Origin of the sequence: Pradoshia eiseniae, from assembly GCF_002946355.1 — a bacterium.
In the GTDB taxonomy this organism is placed as follows: domain Bacteria; phylum Bacillota; class Bacilli; order Bacillales; family Pradoshiaceae; genus Pradoshia; species Pradoshia eiseniae.
In genome coordinates this window covers 47,008-65,015 of sequence record NZ_PKOZ01000008.1, presented here as the reverse complement: position 1 = coordinate 65,015, position 18,008 = coordinate 47,008, and the positions used below count along the sequence as shown (strand labels likewise).

At 43.3% G+C, this 18,008-nt stretch carries 19 protein-coding genes; 4 read left to right on the top strand and 15 right to left on the bottom strand.

Features of this window, described 5'->3' with window-relative positions; translation table 11 throughout:
* Window position 1 precedes the first annotated feature (1 nt).
* The 8 genes from CYL18_RS13295 to sppA form a co-directional block, all read right to left on the bottom strand.
* Window positions 2-832 (bottom strand): EcsC family protein, encoded by an 831-nt coding sequence (locus CYL18_RS13295; protein WP_104850011.1) that lies wholly within the window; start codon window positions 830-832, stop codon window positions 2-4.
* Between the two features lie 160 nt (window positions 833-992).
* Window positions 993-2,180, bottom strand: coding sequence for an acetate kinase (locus CYL18_RS13290; RefSeq protein WP_104850010.1), 1,188 nt, complete (start codon window positions 2,178-2,180; stop codon window positions 993-995).
* A gap of 193 nt (window positions 2,181-2,373) precedes the next feature.
* A complete protein-coding gene (locus CYL18_RS13285; RefSeq protein ID WP_104850009.1) occupies window positions 2,374-3,366 on the bottom strand; it encodes a class I SAM-dependent methyltransferase in 993 nt (330 codons plus the stop codon).
* A gap of 221 nt (window positions 3,367-3,587) precedes the next feature.
* On the bottom strand, window positions 3,588-4,088 hold the full coding sequence (tpx, locus tag CYL18_RS13280) for a thiol peroxidase (RefSeq protein ID WP_104850008.1): 501 nt from the start codon (window positions 4,086-4,088) through the stop codon (window positions 3,588-3,590).
* A 135-nt stretch (window positions 4,089-4,223) separates the two neighbouring features.
* Entirely contained in the window at window positions 4,224-4,655 is a 432-nt protein-coding gene (gene ytfJ / locus CYL18_RS13275; protein ID WP_104850007.1) for a GerW family sporulation protein, read from the bottom strand.
* 14 nt (window positions 4,656-4,669) lie between these two features.
* Window positions 4,670-5,323, bottom strand: a complete 654-nt coding sequence (locus CYL18_RS13270; RefSeq protein WP_161497140.1) for a DUF2953 domain-containing protein — start codon at window positions 5,321-5,323, stop codon at window positions 4,670-4,672.
* Window positions 5,324-5,431: 108 nt separating this feature from the next.
* Entirely contained in the window at window positions 5,432-5,935 is a 504-nt protein-coding gene (locus tag CYL18_RS13265; protein ID WP_236636468.1) for an RDD family protein, read from the bottom strand.
* Window positions 5,936-5,947: 12 nt separating this feature from the next.
* On the bottom strand, window positions 5,948-6,937 hold the full coding sequence (gene sppA, locus CYL18_RS13260) for a signal peptide peptidase SppA (protein ID WP_104850005.1): 990 nt from the start codon (window positions 6,935-6,937) through the stop codon (window positions 5,948-5,950).
* Window positions 6,938-7,065: 128 nt separating this feature from the next.
* Between sppA and CYL18_RS13255 the strand changes: the two genes are divergently transcribed.
* Window positions 7,066-7,866: an NAD kinase gene (locus CYL18_RS13255; protein ID WP_104850004.1), complete on the top strand. Its 801-nt coding sequence runs from the start codon at window positions 7,066-7,068 to the stop codon at window positions 7,864-7,866.
* Window positions 7,867-8,010: 144 nt separating this feature from the next.
* Here CYL18_RS13255 and mbcS read toward each other — a convergent pair whose 3' ends face one another.
* From mbcS to ezrA, 5 genes are all read right to left on the bottom strand, one after another.
* Entirely contained in the window at window positions 8,011-9,591 is a 1,581-nt protein-coding gene (gene mbcS, locus CYL18_RS13250) for an acyl-CoA synthetase MbcS (protein WP_104850003.1), read from the bottom strand.
* 165 nt (window positions 9,592-9,756) lie between these two features.
* Window positions 9,757-9,957, bottom strand: coding sequence for an alpha/beta-type small acid-soluble spore protein (locus CYL18_RS13245; RefSeq protein ID WP_104850002.1), 201 nt, complete (start codon window positions 9,955-9,957; stop codon window positions 9,757-9,759).
* A gap of 89 nt (window positions 9,958-10,046) precedes the next feature.
* Window positions 10,047-11,255, bottom strand: a complete 1,209-nt coding sequence (thiI, locus tag CYL18_RS13240; protein WP_201741286.1) for a tRNA uracil 4-sulfurtransferase ThiI — start codon at window positions 11,253-11,255, stop codon at window positions 10,047-10,049.
* Window positions 11,255-12,400: a cysteine desulfurase family protein gene (locus CYL18_RS13235; RefSeq protein WP_104850000.1), complete on the bottom strand. Its 1,146-nt coding sequence runs from the start codon at window positions 12,398-12,400 to the stop codon at window positions 11,255-11,257. The genes thiI and CYL18_RS13235 overlap by 1 nt, the downstream gene beginning before the upstream one ends.
* 151 nt (window positions 12,401-12,551) lie before the next feature.
* Complete coding sequence (gene ezrA / locus CYL18_RS13230; protein WP_104849999.1) at window positions 12,552-14,252, bottom strand: septation ring formation regulator EzrA; 1,701 nt, start codon at window positions 14,250-14,252, stop codon at window positions 12,552-12,554.
* Between the two features lie 193 nt (window positions 14,253-14,445).
* Here ezrA and hisJ point away from each other — a divergent pair, with 193 nt between their 5' ends.
* On the top strand, window positions 14,446-15,267 hold the full coding sequence (hisJ, locus tag CYL18_RS13225; RefSeq protein ID WP_104849998.1) for a histidinol-phosphatase HisJ: 822 nt from the start codon (window positions 14,446-14,448) through the stop codon (window positions 15,265-15,267).
* Here hisJ and refZ read toward each other — a convergent pair.
* Window positions 15,257-15,901, bottom strand: coding sequence for a forespore capture DNA-binding protein RefZ (refZ, locus tag CYL18_RS13220; protein WP_104849997.1), 645 nt, complete (start codon window positions 15,899-15,901; stop codon window positions 15,257-15,259). The two genes, hisJ and refZ, sit on opposite strands and share 11 nt — an antisense overlap.
* 157 nt (window positions 15,902-16,058) lie before the next feature.
* On the opposite strand from refZ, the gene CYL18_RS13215 reads away from it, so the two are divergent.
* Window positions 16,059-16,544 carry a GAF domain-containing protein gene (locus CYL18_RS13215; RefSeq protein ID WP_104849996.1) on the top strand — a complete coding sequence of 162 codons (486 nt, stop codon included), beginning with the start codon at window positions 16,059-16,061 and terminating at the stop codon, window positions 16,542-16,544.
* 274 nt (window positions 16,545-16,818) lie between these two features.
* Window positions 16,819-17,421, top strand: coding sequence for a 30S ribosomal protein S4 (gene rpsD, locus CYL18_RS13210; protein WP_049669855.1), 603 nt, complete (start codon window positions 16,819-16,821; stop codon window positions 17,419-17,421).
* A 247-nt stretch (window positions 17,422-17,668) separates the two neighbouring features.
* Here the strand turns inward: rpsD and CYL18_RS13205 are convergent, their stop codons facing one another.
* Complete coding sequence (locus CYL18_RS13205; protein WP_146102847.1) at window positions 17,669-17,953, bottom strand: hypothetical protein; 285 nt, start codon at window positions 17,951-17,953, stop codon at window positions 17,669-17,671.
* Window positions 17,954-18,008: the final 55 nt, after the last annotated feature.

Sequence of the window (18,008 nt, the reverse complement as noted above, 5' to 3'; positions counted from 1 at the left end):
TTCATTCGCCTTCTTTATCTCTTAAATAGCGGTATTTATAGAACTGATTAGCGAAGGTCGTGACATTCTTGGTAAGCCGGTAATTCGCTTGACTGCCGATGGCGAGACTGATGATCGGCACTCCTTTTAGCATCTGCTTGCGGAAGAAGTAAATGGCGAGTACCTTGAGCATTTGTTTAATAGGCTGATCAAACCAAAAGACGTTGCTCATTTCTTCCCCTTCATAGAAGTAATCAGAAGGCTTTTCTAAGTCCTCCATAAGGTCATCCCAGAAATATTTCTGCATTCGCTTTGGCATTGTGCCGGCATGGAATACCTTCAGTGACAAGGTGGTTTCATATGGTGTGCTGATATCATACCCATAGGATAGCCCGATGAGCTGGATGCTCCGCAAATTAATGACCATCTGCGCTGGCAGGTCGGACGCAAGCGCCCATCCGCCATTGGCTGCTGAAATGCCTCCTTGAACTAGGGAATACAGCCTGTGGCGCGCCATTTGCTGCTCTGCGATATACGTCAGCCGGTCAATCGGCATCTCCCTCAAACCTTCAATATCTTTGACATGTTCATCGAATACACGGGCATTCGTAAGAATTCGGTTTCTCGCATCAGCCTGGAACTGAGATTCGTGAATCATGGAGTGTAAATGAAAAAGCCAGTTATCGAGCTTTGCGAAGAACTCCTCCTGTACAGATTCAGGCAACAGCGTGAACAAGCTTTCAATCAATCGATCATAATAGGCTTCAAAGTCTGTCGGTTCATCAGACCGCATTTCACTTTCCCACGTTTTTAATTCCTGTAAGATTATGCCTTCCCTCTCTGTAAGCGCCATTTGATCACCTCTTCTTTAATTAACATGTATATAGAGTATAACATACCTCCTTCCTATTCTTTCACATTCAGGCAGAGGCTAGTCGATAAAGTTTACATGACCCATTCAACAGCAAAAAAGACCATGAATGCAAAGCATTCACAGTCTCTTTGTAAAGCGATTATTTTGTTAAGCGAACAACGTCGCGGGCAATCATAACTTCCTCATCAGTTGGAATGATAATGACCTTAACTGGAGAGTAAGGGTGGTTAACAAATTTCTCTTCGCCTCTCACGTTGTTAGCGTCTTGATCCCAGTATACACCCATGAATTCTAGGCCGCGAAGAACACGCGCACGGATCTCAGCACTGTTTTCACCGATACCAGCTGTGAAGATGATTGCATCAACGCCATTCATTTTCGCTGCGTAAGAACCGATGTATTTGTGAATGCCGTCAGAGAACTTAGACAACGCTAACTCAGCGCGAGCGTTTCCTTTCGCTGCTTCATCCTCGATGTCACGCAAGTCGCTTGAGAATCCGGATACACCAAGCATACCACTCTTCTTGTTAAGGATATTTATTACTTCATCAGCTGTGCTGTCTGTTTTCTCCATCAAGTATGGAATCAACGCAGGGTCCAAGCTACCAGAACGAGTTCCCATTGTTAAACCTTCTAGAGGAGTGAAGCCCATTGTTGTGTCAATGGATTTTCCGCCCTCGATTGCCGTGATACTTGCACCGTTACCAAGGTGGCAAGAAATCAAACGAAGCTGTTCAAGCGGACGTTTAAGCAATTCAGCCGCACGTTCAGACACATATTTATGAGATGTGCCATGGAAACCGTACTTACGGATGCCATACTCTTTGTAGTATTCATACGGCAAGCTGTATAGGTAAGAAGCCTCTGGCATTGTTTGGTGGAAAGCTGTATCAAATACGGCAACAGCAGGAACATTTGGCAATACATTGCGGAATGCTTTAATACCTGTTGCGTTTGCCGGGTTGTGAAGCGGAGCAAGCTCAGAAAGCTGCTCGATTTGTGCAAGCACTTCATCCGTGATAACAGCTGAATCAGTGAAGATTTCTCCGCCGTGAACGACACGATGGCCAATACCTTCGATTTCATCAAGTGAGTTGATAATTTTGTGCTCTGTTAGCTTCTCTAATAAAAGGTTAACTGCCACAGAGTGGTCAGGAATATCTGTTACGATTGTTTTCTTTTCACCATCAACAGTAATAGAGAAGATAGAATCAGCCAAGCCAATTCTCTCTACGATTCCTTTTGTAATTACTTTTTCTTCGGGCATTTCAAATAACTGAAATTTCAACGAGGAACTACCCGCATTTATCGCGATAATTTTAGACATTTAAATCACAGCTCCTATAATTTATCCATAGTGATATAATTTTAAAATTAAACCTCGAATCCAATTAAACCACTGAAGTTTGGTTCTAGCAATAGAATTATTTACATGTTAACGCTTGCACATTAAATTTTATTATTTTCACATAATTCTAACACATTGAAAAAACGAATGAATTACAGGAGCTTTGCCATGATTATTTTTCTGCCTTGATCCAATTATCGATTTTGTTCAGCATAGCGGCTGTTGCGGTTTTGTCTGACAATTTCGGCATATTGACTAGCAGCACTTGTTTTGGCGCTTTCACTCCATCACCAGCTTTTTGCAGAATTAGGATGCTTTTTGCTGACTGCTTGGATTTAAACATGCTCTCCGGCAATTGAATAAGCCCTTGGATATATCCGTGCTCATGAATGAATTGGTTCAATGCAGGGGCTTCAGATGTCGTAAACAGATCATTTGGTACGAGGAAGAAAAGATAGCCTCCATTCTTAGAATAGGTAAAGCCTTGTTCAATGAAAAGATGATGGGCATAGGACATTGATTCTGAATCCTTCGCTCTTACCTTAAATTCCTTTGCACGCTCATTATCCGGGTAATAGCCTACAGGCAAATCACAAATCACGACATCGGCTGGGTCAATGAACAAGGGCTGCAAGCTGTCCTGGTGCAAGAAATGGACAGGCATACCCAATAAATTCGCACCTGTATAAGCGAGTTTGACCAATGTTTCGTCTACTTCAATCCCAGTGGCATTCAATTGCTTGCCACTCAAGACATTCATGACAGAAAAGAGCAGATTCCCTGTCCCAACAGCAGGGTCAAGGACAGACAAAGCTTCTTGCTTTGCCGTAAACTTCTCCAAAAGATAAGCAAACATGAAGCCAATCGCGTCAGGGGTCATTTGATGATTCGGCTGCACATGCGTGCGCATAGCTTTTAAAATGGCCAATTGCCATCCTTTTCGGATATCTTCCTTGCTGAAATGATCAAGATGGATTTCCTGATAGCCTTTCTTTAATTTCTTTACAGTTATCTCACTGAGTTCATCCTGCAGCACATCGCCCTGGAAAAGATTTTCTCCTGTTTCGGCGATGGCCTCCAGTTCAGTCCCGCCCAATTCTTCTTGAATGATTTTCGCGGTACTTGTGATGAGCTCATATATTTGTTCAACTTTTGTTGTATTCATAGCGTTTCCTCCAACTTCGTCCACTATTCTTTTACCCATTGTAGTATTACATCCTATAAAGAACAAGTATCACCTTTTCTGAGAGGGATAAACATTTCGAGGACCAAAAGGGGTATTTTTATTAAGAATTTTCAATAAATTAATCTAAACAAAAAAAGAACCCAGGCTTAACGGTTCTCGCTGAACCTTCCTGGATTCCTCTAATGTCTTAAATCTCGTGTTTAGTTTGCCGCTTTTGCCGCTTCAATGGCCGCCTCGTAATTCGGATGGTCGGTGCTTTCAGGCACATATTCCACGTATGTAACCTTATCTTGGCTATCTACCACAAATACAGAACGCGCTAGCAAACGCAATTCTTTAATGTACACGCCGTATGCCTCTCCAAAAGATAAATCTCTATGGTCAGAAACCGTCACAACATTTTCAAGTCCGGCTGCCGCACACCAGCGCTTTTGAGCAAAGGGCAAATCGACACTGACCGTGATGACTTTAACATTATCCAAGTTGGCCGCCTCTTCATTAAACTTACGGGTTTGCGCGTCACATACGCCTGTGTCAATAGATGGAACGACACTAAAAATTCTCACCTTTCCAGCTGAGCTTTCCAGCGTAACAGGAGATAAATCATTCCCTAGCACCGTAAATTCAGGCGCCTTGTCGCCTACTTTTACTTCTGTTCCGACCAATGTAACCGGATTTCCTTTAAAAGTCACGTTCGCCACACTAATTCCCCTCCATAGTCTGAATTTTTCATTCATTCTAAGTATAGAGTTTCAGCCACCCTTTGTAAAAAGCTATGATTAATAATTCTACAAAAACAAACCACATCTCATTAGCAAGATGCGGTCTCTGTTCGTTTAATCCATGCTGTCTATACCAGATGTTTGCTGATCGTTTTGCATCCCTTTTCCTTTTTTCGAGAGCATGGAGCTTACCTTATCGACTGCAACAGGGGTTGCTTCCATTAGCTTTTCGATGAGATGAGTACTCTCGTCGAGATGCAGCATTTTGATTCCTTGGGAGCTAACAATCAAGAAGGCGATTGGGGTAATGTACACGCCTCCTGCACTTCCGCCTCCAAAGGGATGTCTGTGGTTCTCAGCATCCGGACCGCTGATTTGATAGTCACTGCCGCCAGCCGCATAACCAAATGCCACCTTTGATACGGTCATAATGACACTCCCATCCGGGGTTTCGACTGGGTCACCAATAATCGTGTTCACATCTACCATGCTTCTCAAGTTTTCCATCGCCGAATTCATTAATCCACCAATAGGATGATTAGACATAATATACCCTCCTGTTAGGCCATTTGATTTTTGTCCTTATGGCTATGTTCGCCTGTATTATGCAACTGCTTTTTTCTTTGCATAAACCGGGCTAATTTCCATATAGCTTTTATAGCGTTTGCCATTCTGACCTTTCCTATGCAACCAAAATGAAGCTCAAGAGGTTTCTTAATCATGAAATAGGGAACAACTTCCGTTTTCGGTATGACGATTAATTGGAAAAAGTGACTTATGACAGCAATAGCTGCACTGACAATTCCCCATAACAGTCCCGTCGCCATCGCCGTTTTAGGTGCATCCCCAGCCCCATAGGACAGGGAAATCTCAAGGCTCGTCAATTGGATATCTGAGGTGATTTCCTTTGTTGCCGATCCATATCCTTTTAGTTCTGTCAAAGACTTGGCGATGACCCGTAAAGAACCATCCATCTCATCAATGGACAGTTCTTCCTGTATGCTCTCTGCCCCATCCTTCTTCACTTCCCCAACCGGCGCACCTATTTTCACTTTTTTCTCATAATGCAGCAGCCCGCGCCACATTCGTATCTTGACTTCCGCCTCATTTTTCTGGAAGTTCTTATCATAAATAACCGACACCGTTACTTGTGATAGCAAGAACACGGCAAACAATGCGAGCAGCGCAAGCAAGCATCCAAATAGAATGACCACGTTGAACACCCCCATCTATTATCAAGCAAACAGTATGGACAACAGATACATAAAATAAACCCGCCTGGCAGCAGGCGGGTTTATGCTTCTACTATTATTTAATGGATCTCACCGCTCCTTATCAAGCAGGACAGCCGTATCACTGAACATATCATGGAAGCCTTGCTTGCGCGGGTTAAAAGCGACAACGATATAGCCAAGGAAGAAAAAGGCGGAGATGTATCTTCCTATCCACTCTCTAAACAATAATGTCTTCCAATCCAGCTTATCTCTTGTGAGCGAAATAACATGCACCCCCATGACCATTTTGCCTAATGTTTGTGCAAACAGGAGCGTCATAATGAAAAAGTATCCGAAAAAAACGATGGAATCAATCACCGTGAACGGCGAGAAGATTCCGCTGCTGTCAATCGGTATATCAAGCAAGCGAAAAATTGGCTTGATGAAAAGCCGGCTGATGCTCCCGACAATCAGGATGTCAATGATATAAGCCCAAAATCTCATCCAAAATCCAGCACGGGGCAGGTTCATAATCTTTTGAGAAAAATTATCCGTTTTCTGTGTATTTATATCTTCTTGCTCATTCAAGCTAGTCTCGTGTGTATCCGTCATTCCCCTGCCTCCTTACTCTCCAGAATATAAGTACATCAGTTGCGGAGATTGATTTTCGGTCATGATTTCTTTAATGATGCTTGCCTCATCATTTCCGCCAAGCCACTGCGTGAGCTTCAAATTCAGCATTGAACCTAGGCCAATGGAATCTGTCAGCTTAACGACAGCTGCATCCTCCAGCCCCTCGTTTTTCTTCATGCCAGCAATTGCATCATCCAAGTAGCCGAGCTCATCCACGAGATTCAGCTCCTTCGCTTGACGGCCGTCATAGATTCGGCCATCCGCCACTTTTCTTACCTCTTCTTTCGACATGTCCCTTCCTTCTGCAATGACCGTAACAAATTGGTTATAAGAGTTATCCACGAGGGATTGCATAATGCTCTTCTCTTCATCAGTCATATCACGGAAGGAGTTACCTATATCCTTGAACTCTCCACTTTTGATGGTTACCATATCAATGCCGTACTTCTCGGCAAATCCTTCAAAATTAAAGGTTTGCATGATGACGCCAAGCGATCCTGTCAATGTCTCAGGACTTGCATAGATTTGATTGGCAGGAGCTGCGACATAATAGCCGCCAGAGGCAGCCATTGAGCCCATGGACACATAAACTGGTTTTCCCGCCTCTTTAATGGCCTCGATTTTCCGGTGAATTTCAGCACTCTCATGAACCCCTCCGCCTGGTGAATTCACCTCCAGCACAAGTCCGCTAATCGTGTCATCCCAAGCGATGGTATCTAAATGCTCAAGCAATGCTTGGTGATTATATCCCTCCGAAGAGAAAAGTGAAGCGCTATCTCCTGTATCTGCAATCGTTCCGTCTAAATCCAAGACCACAATTCTTTTTTCGAAATCTCCATCCTCAATTACTTCCTCTTCTGCTGCTAGTAATTCTGACATTGAAGCCTCATCAGAAGCCAGCAAGGAAATCGAATTCGTAAGGATTGATGCGAAGAAAATAACTGCCGCGATTCCCAGTGCCAACCATCTTTTTTTGTTCACACAATATTCCCCCAGTCGAAGTTTGAATCTTCCTATTTTCCTGATAAAATTATTATAACATGACGATGTTGGGTAAACTTGAAATTGCATAGAATTCTAGCAAGCACTGCCTATGAGGAGGTTTCGCGATGGATAACCGCAAGAACATCTATTTTTACTACAAGAAAGACAAGGATATTCTCGAACGAATTGAGGCCATTAAAGCAAGCACAGATAAGTATGGGTTTAGCACCGTAAAAGATCCTGCAGAAGCAAATATCATCGTCAGCATCGGTGATGACGGCACATTCCTGCAAGCTGTTCGAAAGACAGATTTCAGAGAGGACTGTCTCTATGCAGGGATTTCCCTCGACAAGAAATTGAATATGTATTGTGATTTTTATATTAATGATACAGAGAAGATGGTTGAAGCTGTTACGACACCTGTCATCGAGGTAAGGAAGTACCCGACGATAGAAGTGACAATTGATAATGAATACAGCTTTGATTGTCTGAACGAATGCTCCTTCCGTTCTTCCTTAATCAAGACCTTTGTCATCGAAGTCCATATTGATAACCAGCTTTTCGAGACTTTCCGCGGTGATGGAATGGTCGTTGCTACTCCTACTGGTTCAACTGCCTACAATAAGTCCCTCAATGGCGCTGTCGTTGACCCAACATTGCATTGTATGCAGGTGAGCGAAATCGCATCCCTGAATAATAATCATTACCGGACATTAGGCTCCTCCTTTATCCTTGGAAGTGAACGCGTTCTCTCCCTCCAGCTATCAAAAACAGGAGATGATTATCCAATCATCGGGATGGACAATGAGGCGATGAGCATTCAGCATATCGAGCGATTAGATTTCCGACTCAGCGGCCGTACGATTAAGACGGTCAAGCTGCGCGATAATTCCTTCTGGGAAAAGGTGCAAAGGTCATTCTTATAAGAATATAGTACAAGCAGGTGAAAGGAGCCTATACCGGCTGCTTTCACCTGTTTTATTTTTCACCCTGCTTCCCCGATATCCTACAAATAAAATACGCTGACCCGAGAGTCCGTTAAATACGGAATTTCGAGTCAGCAATATATTCTACGCCTTCTGGTTTTCCAGCTCCATTTTTCTTAGCTCAACCCTCATAATCTTGCCGGAAATCGTCTTTGGAAGATCTTCGACGAAGGCAATCTTACGAGGATACTTATAAGGAGCTGTCAAGTCCTTCACGTGGTTTTGCAGCTCCTTGACTAGCTCATCAGACGGCTCTGGCACATCTTCTTTCAATACGACAAAAGCCTTAACGATTTGTCCTCTTTCCTCATCAGGGCTTGCTACAACAGCACACTCCTTGACATAGGCATGCTTAACAAGCGCATCCTCTACTTCAAACGGTCCAATCGTATAGCCGGAACTAATGATAATATCATCCCTGCGTCCCTCGAACCAGAAGTATCCGTCCTCATCCTTCTTCGCCTTATCGCCTGTAATATAATAATCTCCCCTAAATTGCATGGCCGTTCTTTCAGGGTCCTTATAATATTCTTTAAAGAGAGCCGGTGTTTCTACATGCACAGCTATGTCCCCAGTCTTACCTGCAGGACATACCCGTCCTTCCTCATCAATGACCTCTACCTTATTTCCGGGTGTTGGTTTACCCATCGAGCCTGGTTTGACATCCATGCCTTTTGTGACACCAACAAGGAGCGTATTTTCGGTTTGCCCATATCCATCCCGAACCGTAACCCCGAAATGAGAGCGGAATGTGTCTATGACTTCCCTGTTCAATGGCTCGCCCGCAGAGACAGCACTATGAAGATGCTGCAGCTTATATTCAGCCAGATTATCGGCCTTTGCCATCAATCGATATTCGGTGGGCGTACAACAGAGAACATTGATGGAATAGTCATCTAGAAGCTGCAGATACGTCTTTGGCTCAAACTTGCCCTGGTAAACGAAGCCTGTTGCCCCCGAGCCAAGCACTGACAGGAAAGGGCTCCAAATCCATTTCTGCCATCCAGGACCCGCTGTTGCCCAGACAACATCTTCTTCCTCAATGCATAGCCAATTGCTCGCCGCGGTTCTTAAATGAGCATATGCCCACCCATGTGTATGAACAACACCTTTTGGCTGTCCTGTCGTACCTGATGTATAGGAGAGAAAGGCCATGTCCTCTCGCTTTGTCTTCGCGATCTCTAGCTCATGATTAGCATGCTTAATTTTCTCATCGAGCGGTGTCCAGCCTTCCACCTGGCCATTTATAATGAATTTATGTAAAGAGTCTTTTGATGAAAGGCCTTCAAAGGTCTCTGTATAGGGTTTATGTACAAGCACAGCTTTCGCTTCGGAATGGTCGATTCTATATTGTAAATCCTTCGTCCGCAGCATTTCAGAACATGGTATGACCACTAGTCCAACCTTTAGGGCAGCCAAGTAAACTGTATAGGCTTCAATAAGCCTAGGCACCATAATCAGCATCTTATCTCCCGCTTTTAGCCCTTCATTCAGGAAAACATTTGCTGTTTTATTAACCGTTCGTATAAGCTCCTTATATGTCATCTCTTTTTTTAAACCGCTTTCATCTCTCCATATAAGAGCTTTTCTTCTTTCATATTTTGCATACTTTTCAATTTCAGCCACTAAATTGTATTGCTCTGGTGCAATAAGATTCTCACTCATTCTCTCCACTCCCCTTAGCAATTAATGGTAATCAATGCCATTATACATGATTTTCCAAAATATTTTATTATATTCTGTGAAATTATCCCCTTTGTTGTATGTAAACATCGAGATAAAAAAAAGAAAGCGGACCTAAGTCCGCTTTCTGTAGCCAAGTGTATGAAATTATCTGGAGTATCCTCCACCCAATTGTTGCTCAGCCATTTGAACAAGGCGTTTTGTGATTTCTCCACCAACAGAACCGTTAGCGCGAGAAGTTGTTTCTCCTCCAAGTTGTACTCCAAACTCGGAAGCAATTTCGTATTTCATTTGGTCAAGAGCTTGAGTTACTCCTGGTACCAAAAGGTTGTTTGAGTTGTTTGACATGTGTTTTTCACCTCCTTTGTGATTATAGAGTGTGTAAAAACACATGCCGATATGCGCAACTCAATATGGTAATTGTTCACATATTATATTTAGAACAGATCTTCCGTTGCCTCAACCTTCTTCTTGTCCTTGCTGCTGAAGATGATGGTTTCCGTTTTCTCGACCGCTTCTTGAATATAAGGATCGAAATCCGTGAAGGATTCGTAGTGATTAACCTTCTCTCTTCGTGGTTTCGTCTTAGGATTTGTCGGTGTAAAGACAGTACAGCAATCCTCAAATGGACGGATAGAGATGTCATGCGTACCAATACGTTCAGCAATCTCAATGATTTCTGTTTTGTCCATCGCCAATAGCGGGCGGAGAATAGGCGTATTGGTCACTTCGTTGATCGTATACATACTCTCCATCGTCTGACTCGCTACTTGCCCTAAGCTTTCGCCCGTGACGATGGCGAGCGCTTTACGCTGCTCTCGAATCTCATCAGTCACGCGCAGCATCAGCCGTCGTGTTGTTGTCATCGTGTAATTATCCGGAATTTGTTTTTGAATCAGCTTTTGAATTTCTGTAAATGGAACGATATGCAGAACCATCCGTCCATTGACCTCCGCTAATTTCTCTGCCAAATCAATAACCTTTTGCTTCGAGCGTTCACTCGTGAATGGCGGGCTGTAGAAATGGACGCATTCAATTTCCACCCCGCGCTTCATCGTCAAGAACCCTGCAACAGGGCTGTCAATGCCTCCGCTCAGCATGAGCATCGCAGAACCGCTTGAACCGATTGGCAAGCCGCCTGCTGCTGCAATTTTTTCCCCAGTAATATAAGCTGCATCCTTACGAACTTCTACGCGCAGCTTCAGATCTGGATTATGGACATCTACCTTTAGTCCTTCTTTACGCTGCAGGCAATATCCCCCAACGAGGCCGTTTAAGTCATAGGTTGAATAAGGAAATGTCTTGTCAGCCCGTTTAGCATCAATCTTGAATGTCGCAATATCCCGTGAAAGGTGATTGATATAGAATAACGCTGATTCCTGAATAGCTGGGATTTCTTTTTCTACCTTTAAGGCAGGACTTAAAGAAGAGATGCCGTACACTTTCTTCAAACGATCGATTACTTCTTCGTGGCCCGCTCCGTTCAAATGGATATACATACGCTCATGCTGTGCCTCAATTCGTACATTCGGATAATCCATCAAGGCGTTTTTTACATTTTTCTTGAGCTGTGTAATAAAGCTCTTCCGATTCCGCTTCTTTAAGGTAATCTCCCCATAGCGAACGACGATATGGTCAAATTTAATCATCTTTTATTAACCTCACTTAACATTTGAATGGCCTTGCCTACTGCGGCAATGGCCTTGTCGATATCTGTTTTCTCCAAACCAAAATGAAGACTGATTCGGATGGAACTGCCGGCGATCTTCTCGCTTTTTCCCATTTGCAGCAATGTATGGCTCATCGATTTCTTCTTCGACGAGCAGGCGCTGGTTGTGGAAACATAAATTTCCTCATCCTCAAGCGTATGCACGAAAGCCTCTGACTTTAAGCCAGGAATGGAAAAATTAATGATATGCGGTGCCGCTTTTTCATATGGCGTATTGATGACTAACCCGTCAATTGCTGCCAGACGGCTCATCGCATATTCCTGCAGCTCCTTCATCTTCCCTAAGCTGCTCTTGCTTTCCTCGGTTACAAGACGCATTGCCTTTGCCAATGAGACAGCTCCGGCAACACTCTCTGTCCCGCTTCGGAAGCCGGACTCCTGATTTCCTCCGGCAATAAGTGGAGAAAGCTTGACTCCCTCTCTTTTATAAAGGAGGCCCGTCCCTTTAAGCCCATGTATTTTATGACCCGATAATGAATAGAGGTCTACATGGGTAGCTGCCAAAGAAAGATCTACCTTACTAAATCCTTGGACCCCATCTACATGGAAGAGAATCTTCGGATAGCGTCTCAGCAGCTGCCCTATTTCCTCAATCGGCTGGATGGAGCCAATCTCATTATTAATATGCATAATCGAAACGAGAATCGTGTCTTCTCGAATCGCTTCCTTCAATTGTGTCACATTTACTCGTCCATATTCATCCACCGGCAAATAAGTAATTTCATACCCTAAGTCGCTCAGCTGTTCTGTCGGATTAAGGACAGACGGATGTTCAATGGAAGAGGTGATAATATGTTTTCCCCGGGCTTTATATTGCAAAGCGGCTCCTTTAATGGCAAGATTATTGCTCTCTGAACCGCCTGAGGTGAAAATAATCTCGGCCGGATTGACTTTCAAGAGGCCTGCCACTTGCTCACGCGCTTTCGCAAGCAATTGTTCAGCCTTTCCTCCAAAACCATGCAGCGAAGAGGGATTACCCCAAAAGCCAGTTGAAACCTTCATAAATGAATCCAGCACAGCCGGATATGGTTGTGTCGTTGCACTGTTGTCCAAATAAATCATCGGATTTCTCCTCCCCTAGCCTATCAATAAGAAAATGTAGCATAAACTTAACGTTTTATAAAGCTGCAGATTTCAACTTTGCCTTATTTTCTCACCCCTTAAGGACTGCTATCCAAAAGGAAAGACCAGCCCATGGTCAAATTGGACTGGTCTATTTAGCCATATAGTCTTGTTCCAGTAAGTCTTGGATTTTTTTGAGCGAGCCTGGGTCCACTTGTTCTATCGCGGTGGCTGCCTGTTCGAGTGCATCCTCATACTGATAATTACGGAATTTCTTCTCAGCATCGCTTAAAGCGGCTGCAACAGATGGATATTGCCTTCTATACCGATTTCCGTATTGGATAACCTTTTCAGCGAGGTGCACCTGCTCTGTCAAATTCTCAGTCGCCTCATGAACCCTGCTGACCGCGACACTGGCAATGTCGAGATAATGCATGACCGCATTCATGTTCAGCGGCTTTTCATCCAGCTTATCTTTCACATCAGAGAGACTTTCCTTCGCTTGAACAACCATTAGCTCATACGAGGTTGGCATACCCGGCATATTACTCTCCTGAATCATCCGCAATGATTCAATCATATTCATTTGCAGCTTGCGGATTGTCTCCCTTGATTCAAGCTCGTCCTTACGAAGGGCATTTAGCTTCTCTTCATATTCCTTTTGGGCCTTTGTCAGCTCATCAAGCTTGCCTTCAAGCTCGACAATATCTTCCTTCAACACCGTGTAGGCCGTTTTCTCCTCAGAAAGCCTATCCTTCAGCAGCTCCCATTTCGCTTTAACATTGATTAATGTCTTTTCAATATTCGTGCGCACTACAAGCTCTTTTTCAGGCATTTGATAGATCTGCTTAACGACATTGGTCTCTGCATCTAGCTGCTCAAGTCGGTCAACAGATTGATCGAGCTTCTGCTGATACATATTTTTCGCAGATATTACATACTGACGAGCCATCACTTCCTTCTCAAGAAGATCGTAGAAGGATTGAATCGTATCATTCAATTGCTCGATTTCACTGCTTGCTTCATCTGCTTTTGTTTCTTTTAGGAGTGATTTAGCTTCAGCTAACTGCTGTTCCATTTTCTCTAGTTCTGTCTCAAAATAAATGTGGCTGAGCGGATACCCTTGTGAGCACATTTCCGTATATCCCGTTTTCAGCTCATGCAGCAGGCCTGGAATATGTATTTGGCAATTCGCCAAGAGATCTGGAATCTTCTCCATCTTCTCCTTAATGGCAATCAGCTTGGCTTCGATGGACAGAACCTGCTCTCTCGCCTCCAGATAATCGCCAGATTCTGTCTGTGTATTAAACGTCTGGAATTCCAATGCCAATTCATCAAATTCCTGTTCAAGACGTTCTGCTGCAGACCCGAATGCATGACGATGGGCAAGCAAATGCTGCTTCGAATCCCGATAGGTCATTAAAAGCTCCTCGACAAGCTTCTTATTCTGCTCTTCACTGCCGATAAGATCGTTCAGTTCATGAAGAATCGCTGCCAGCGTAATCTCAGTTTCGTCCAATATCCGATCAATCTCATGCTGGACGGCCACTGATTTCTTAAACCGGTATTTATCCGTATACTCTTCTGCATCAAAGAGCAGACTCTCCACTTCTGCCAGGCGGTCCGTTTGAATGGTATCCCACTCCTTGCGCCAGCGTTCAAACAACCGCTCTGTCTGACCAGTCATGTTCAGGCTTTTCACTCGAGCCAATTCCTCAGCTATCGGCCTGTTCATAATCTCTACTTTCTTATCTGCAAGTCTGTCAATTTCTTTATAGTGCTTCTTTCTTACCAATATCCCTACGATAAAGGCAACAAAGATTAGCGCTAGTCCCCCTATCACATACTTCATAAAGAAGCCTCCTATTCAACACGAGACAAATATTTATGTATACAAGTTCATATCAATGATTTAATGATAACATGGTACAGACTTTTTTTAACCATAAAATACGATATTTTCTGCAAAAAGTTGTCCTAAACGACTTATCTTTTGCCAAAAACTCTCGAAAGAAATAAAATTTGTCGAAAAGGAGGAGTAAAATATGGATATTTTTGATGGTCATGTACATACACATTACTGTCCGCATGGAACAAATGCAGAAATTAGCGCCTATATCGAACGCGCACTCCAATTAGGATACAGCCAAATTTCTTTCACGGAGCATGCTCCGCTCCCTGATACCTTCTCCGACCCCGCGCCTACAAGGGACAGCTCGATGGCCATAGATGAGTTCCGTTCTTATATAGAGGAGCTGAAAGACTACCAGAGGGCCTATGCTGGAAGGATTACCATTAAAATCGGGTTAGAGATTGATTATATCGAAGGGCATGAGGAAGAAACGAAACAATTATTAAGCGAGCTTGGCCCGAATTTGGCCGATTCAATCCTATCTGTCCATTTTCTTCGACTAAAGGATGAATGGTTCTGTCTTGATTACAGCGAGAAGGAATTTGAGCGCATCATCGGGCGTTTTGGCACGACAGAAGCTGTTTATGATGCCTATTATAAAACACTTGAAAAAGCCATATTAAGCGATCTTGGTCCTTACAAGCCAAAACGGCTCGGTCATCTTTCGCTCGTGTCCAAATTCCAAAAAAAATACCCTAGCAGTTATGATTCCACTAGGCAGATGCTTAGTCTATTGCCCCTGATCAAACAAAAGGGATACCAGCTTGATGTAAATACAGCCGGTTTATTCAAGCCCTTATGCAAAGAGATTTATCCGCCGGAAACAATCCTGCATACGGCTGCTAATATGGGCATCCCGCTCGTTTATGGTTCAGACTCACACCATCCATCTGATTTAGGCCGTGGTCTTGATGCCCTTGACCCTGCTATCCTTGAGCACTTAATCAAGCCTTAGCCAGCTCTATTGGCGCCGGGTACACCGCTTTGAACAGGCATTCCTGCAGGAAAGTCTCAATCTCTGTGAAATACGCATTCGTAAAATACGGCTCATTCGGGAAGATATGCCAGACCTCCATGAAATACTGCGAATGAATAAAAGGCTCATTGAGCATCGCCTTTAATTTTGTCACGAACATCGGAATGGAGATGGGACGAAGTTCACCCCGTTTTCTTCCCTCTTCCATGATCATTTTGAGAAGGAATTTCTCCTTAGACAAATATGTCATGTAGACTTCCCGATTCAGGCTCGTGTCCACTGAAATCTCTCTGAGCACGAGCCTTGTAAGCAAAAAGTTTTCACGGTAATAATGCAGGCAAAAGCTCGCATACTGAAGGAGACATTCCTGTGCGCCCACACGCGGCAATTGCTCGGCAATTCTCTCAAGCCCATCTAGGTAACCCTCAAAAAAATCAGTAAAGCAATGCTCCAGCAAGCCTTGCTTATGCTGAAAATGATAAGAAATATTAGCGGAATTACTTCCGGCACGACCGGCAATATCTCGAATAGATGTAGCGGAGTAACCTTTCATGTAAAATAAATAGATAGCAGCCTCTATAATGGAATCCTTCGTCTTAGAGTTCTTGTCCATTCGTACACTCCCCTCCTTTTAACAAAGGTAATTCTCTTTATAGATTACTTCTGTTTTAAGGGGGCGATATCCTTTAATAAGTTCTCGACAAAAAGAATGGATCAGACAGCATTGGCAAGGTTTCAATACCCAATATAGGGAGGAAAGGAGAAATATCATGTTTCAAGTCGAACAATACACCGGGACTAAACCAGAGCAATATCAATCTGTTAGCAAACAATTGGCGGCCTTAATTGCCGGAGAGCCTAATCGGATAGCTAATCTAAGCAATGCGAGTGCTCTCTTGAACGTATTTCTCGATCATATCAATTGGGTTGGCTTTTATTTATATGAGGAAGATACCCGCCAATTGGTTCTCGGACCGTTCCAGGGACTTCCAGCTTGCATCCGTATACCCCTTGGCAGGGGCGTTTGCGGCAAAGCAGCCGAAGAGCAGCAAGTGATGCGCATTGCAAACGTTCACGATTTCCCGGGACATATCGCCTGTGACGCTGCCAGTCAGTCAGAGATTGTTCTACCAATTGTGAAGGATGGTCGTCTCATTGGCGTTCTCGATATCGATAGCCCGATTCTTGACCGCTTTGATGAAGAAGATGAAGCAGGACTTAAGCAAATCGTCTCTATCCTGGAATCCGCCCTATAAAAGGGACGTTTTATCCGTTTTCCATGCTCGTATTTTCCAATTAGAAGACAATACCTTGACTTCCCAGTGAATAAATTATACAATACTCCTTGTGTAAAATATCGCAGCTTATGTTCACGTCTTTATTCGTTCATTTCATTCCTCAAGCCTTTGAGGTGCATCTCGTAACCCGCTGCTGCTAGGGCGAAGGTGCATGAAAATGAAATGGCAGTAATGCATGTAAACATCGGTTTTTATTTTACAAAAATAAAAACAATCAAGGAGGAGTCTACTTATGGCTCGTTATACAGGTCCATCTTGGAAACTGTCCCGTCGTTTAGGAATTTCCCTAAGCGGTACTGGTAAAGAATTAGAAAAGCGTCCTTACGCTCCAGGACAACACGGTCCTAACCAACGCAAAAAGCTTTCCGAATACGGTTTGCAATTGCAAGAAAAACAAAAACTTCGTCACATGTACGGTGTGAACGAACGCCAATTCCGCACTATCTTTGATAGAGCTGGCAAACTTCAAGGTAAACACGGTGAGAACTTCATGGTTCTTCTTGAATCTCGCCTTGACAACGTTGTTTACCGTTTAGGTTTAGCACGCACTCGCCGTGCAGCTCGCCAACTTGTAAACCACGGTCATATCCTAGTTGATGGACGTCGCGTTGACATCCCATCTTACCGTTTGACTGCTGGCCAAACAATCGGCGTTCGCGAAAAATCTCGCAACCTTGATGTTATTAAAGAAGCGATCGAAGTAAACAACTTCGTACCTGATTTCTTAACATTCGATGCTGACAAGCTTGAAGGAACATTCACTCGTTTACCAGAGCGTTCTGAGCTTCCAGCTGAAATTAACGAAGCTCTTATCGTTGAGTTCTACTCTCGTTAATCTGCTCGTTACGAAAAACCATCCCTTTTGGGATGGTTTTTTCTTTTGTTACGTGGATGTATTGAATACTACAGCTGCTCATAAAATATTTTTAGCTTTGTGGGATATATGAAGAAAGAGCCAGGGATTCTAAAGATAATCGCCCCTATAATCATTGTATTCATTTATAATGACAATCGTTTTGGCTTTTTTTCTGATTATAATAAGCTTTTAAAGGTAAAAAGGAGCCCATACTCCAAATACTCCTTTATACATCTATTCTTCTTATTTGAGCTAGCTGAGTGATTCCTGTTTGTCTATCAGTTATCGCACTCAGCTCATATTTTATGCCATCGACTACTAAGACTGAAATCTTATTGCTATAAACAGTACGAACAACTGATATCGTCTCTACAATATGACCTTCATCCCTAAGGTGTTTAACAGCTGCACGGTGAAATTTCTCGGGTTCTTTATACCATTTGTACCAATCATCTAATTCAAACGTAATGATGTTCCCCTTACCCCAATACCGTTTTATCCATTTCCCCAACAATCCAGCCACTCCCTTCTTATATTAAATATATCAAAAAAGAAATTTTAATAAT